The organism is Halolamina rubra, from assembly GCF_000739555.1.
GTDB lineage: Archaea > Halobacteriota > Halobacteria > Halobacteriales > Haloferacaceae > Halolamina > Halolamina rubra.
Genome location: NZ_BBJN01000063.1, coordinates 1 through 2,896 on the forward strand (window position 1 = coordinate 1; position 2,896 = coordinate 2,896).

4 protein-coding genes are annotated in these 2,896 nt (G+C 71.5%); 1 reads left to right on the forward strand and 3 read right to left on the reverse strand.

Annotated elements, in window-relative coordinates; all coding sequences use genetic code 11:
* Positions 1–247: 247 nt before the first annotated feature.
* Positions 248–1,303: a DUF7115 domain-containing protein gene (locus ACP95_RS14775; protein ID WP_049981935.1), complete on the forward strand. Its 1,056-nt coding sequence runs from the start codon at positions 248–250 to the stop codon at positions 1,301–1,303.
* On the opposite strand, the gene ACP95_RS14780 is transcribed toward ACP95_RS14775, so the two are convergent.
* The 3 genes from ACP95_RS14780 to ACP95_RS15915 form a co-directional block, all read right to left on the reverse strand.
* Positions 1,304–2,182 (reverse strand): NAD-dependent epimerase/dehydratase family protein, encoded by an 879-nt coding sequence (locus tag ACP95_RS14780; protein WP_049981936.1) that lies wholly within the window; start codon positions 2,180–2,182, stop codon positions 1,304–1,306.
* Positions 2,182–2,526 carry a DUF5791 family protein gene (locus tag ACP95_RS14785; protein WP_082224708.1) on the reverse strand — a complete coding sequence of 115 codons (345 nt, stop codon included), beginning with the start codon at positions 2,524–2,526 and terminating at the stop codon, positions 2,182–2,184. Before ACP95_RS14785 ends, ACP95_RS14780 begins: the two co-directional genes overlap by 1 nt.
* A 113-nt stretch (positions 2,527–2,639) precedes the next feature.
* Positions 2,640–2,896: DUF7286 family protein (locus tag ACP95_RS15915; RefSeq protein WP_161782073.1), on the reverse strand; the 257-nt coding region annotated here is incomplete at its 5' end.

Here is a 2,896-nt window from a genome sequence, read left to right on the forward strand (position 1 = left end):
GGCCGGGGCGGGCTCCGAACCCGCGATCTCCGCATGACCCAGGTCCGAGGCTCGGCGGGCCCCGTGGGCGCTGCGGATCTTCCAAGGCGTACCGCACCGAATCTCGATACCCTATGAGTGCGGCGCTATGTCCAGCTAAGCCACCCGGCCGCACTACGGCGTAATCGTATCTCGGACTTAAACCCTCCCATCTGTCTCGACGCCGCGAGCCACGCGGATTTATGCCCTCCGGGGTGAACGCCTACCCATGAGCCTGCCGGAGACCGTTACCGCACACCTCGAGGGCGAGGAGCCGGTCGCGGAGGTCGATCTGGGCGGCGAGGATCGGCTGCTGGTTACGCCCACGCGAACGCTGGTTTACCGCGCGGAGGGGCTGCTCTCCGACGAGACCGTCGAGGAGTTCCCCCACGACGCCGAACGCATCACCCTCTCGACGAGCCGCCGGAAGGCGAAGCTCACGCTCGACTACGGCCTCGACGGCGAGGAGACGCTCTCGGTGCCGAAAGGGAAGTTCGACGAGGTGCTCCACCCGCTGCTGGCCGGCGTGCTCGACGCCAACGGGATCACCGACGCCGGCGAGACGGTGAAGCGAACGTTCCGCTTCTCCGAGCTCACGCTCATCGTCACCAGCAACCGCGTCGTCAAACACATCGGCCAGGCGGTCTGGGACGAGGAGTTCGAGGAGTACCCCTTCGAACACGTCACCGACCTCGACTTCGAGCCCGGCAACGTCGCCACCAGCGTCGTGCTCACCCACGACGGCCGCCAGGAGCGGTTCAAGGCACCCAACGACGACGCCCGCGCGGTCGAGGCCGCCATCACCGACGCGCTGCTCTCCTACCACGACGTCCAGAGCGTCGAGGAGCTCCGCGCGAAGTACGCCGACGAGAACGAGCCCGAGGCCGAGGCGGAGGCGAACTCGCCGTTCGGCGACGGCCCCGACCTGTTCGACGAGGGGGAGACCCCGGTCGCCGACGCCGAGCCGGAGGGGGGCGCGGCGGCGGAGGCCGAGTCCGAACCCGAGTCGGAGTCGGAGCCGGAGCCGGACGCGGTCGACGAGTCGGACGACGACACCGACCGAATCATCGAGCAGGTCGAGGCGGCGACGGCCGACACGGAGCCGACCGACCCCGGCGCCGATGGGGCCGACGACGCCGACGACGCCCCCGCCGACCCGGACGTGGGCGACCTCGCGGCCGAGATCGACGAGCTCCGGGGCGTGATCGAGCAGCAACAGGCCGAGCTCGAGCGGCAGAACGACCTGATCGAGCAGCTGATCGAGGAGCTCCGGCAGGGCCGGTAATCAGGGCGCCTCGCCGCGCCGATAGGCGTCGATCGCCGGTTCGTACCCCTCGTACACCGAGGGGTGCTCCAGTTCGTACCCCAACGCCAGCAGTCGGTCGTTCCGGCAGCGTTTCTGACTCGCAACCCGCGACCCTGCTGACGCGGGGAGTTCAGCCAGTCGCTCCTCGACGGTCAGCTTCTCGGGCTCGGGCGCGTCGCAGCGCTCGGCCAGCCAGTCCGCGAACGCCCACCGATCGACCGGGCTGCCGTCGGTCGCCAGCACCGTCTCCCCCCTGGCGACGTCCTCGGTCAGGAACCACGCCAGCGCGCCGGCGGCGTCGTCGCGGTGAGTCGAGTTGCGCCAGCCGGCGGTCACCGAGTCGAGGTAGGCGTCGATCCGGTAGCGCCCCGGGCCGTAGAGCCCCGCGAACCGGGCGACGGTCGCGTCGAACGCGCTCCGGTGGGCGATCGCCTCGGCCTCCGCGATCACCGCAGCCTTCGGGCGGTCGGGGTCGACCGGCGTCGACTCGTCGACCCAGTCGCCGTCGTGGTCGCCGTACACGCCGGTCGTCGACGTGAACAGCAGCCGATCCGGCGGCGACTCGCGGCCCTCGAACTCGGCGATCACCGACCGGAGCGCGTCGACGTACAGCGACCGCGCCTCGGCGACGCTCCCGCGGCCGGCCGAGGCCGCGAACACGAGCGCGTCGGCGTCGGGGAGCGCCGAGAGGTCCGCGGGGTCGGTCAGGTCGGCCCGACGCGGCTCGACCCCCGCCTCCGCGACGGTCTCGGCGCTCGACTCGGAGCGGACGACGCCGGTCACGTCGTGGCCAGCGTCGACCAGCCGACGGCCGAGTTCGCGACCCACGTAGCCACAGCCGAGGACGAGAACGCGCATCAGCGTCGGGCGTCGACGTACGCCTGGATCGCGGCGAACTGTTCGAGCGTGGTCGGGAGACGCCCCTCGACCGCCTGCTGGATCTCCTTCCCGTCGAGCTCGGTGTCGATCTCGCGGGCGATCGTGTCGACGTCGACGACCGCGGTCGTCATCCCCATCAGCACGTGATCACGGCTCTCCCACGCGATCGCGTCGGCGTCGGGGGCGCCCTCGGCCAGCGCGAGCAGTTCGGCGGCCTCCTCCAGCGTGAGCTCCGGTTGGTCGCCCGCCTCGATCGACTCGACGGTCCACCGGTCGAGCCCGGTGGCGTCCACGACGGTGTCGACGCCCAGGTCGTCGACCACCGACGCGAGTTCCTCGTAGTAGGCCGCGAGGAGGCTCTCGGGGGAGCCTCGTCGCCGGCCGCGGCTGCGTCGTAGAGCATACCCGACCTCGGCGCCGCGGGGGAAAACCGTTGTTACTCCGGTTCGTCGGCGGTACAGCGATCGTCGTCGGCGCCCGGACACGGCCAGCCCGGCGATCGCTCGTCCCGGTTCCCGTCCACGTCGCCGACGCCCGGCATCCCGGGCGGCACGACGGCGACGACCGTCGTCGACGCCTCGAACGACACGCGCTCGCTCCGCCCGAGCCGTTCCCGCTCGCCGTCGCCGTCGACGTCCAGCCGAACCGCCGAGCCGTCACGGACGTACCGGATCGTGCTTCCGGCCCCGTCCG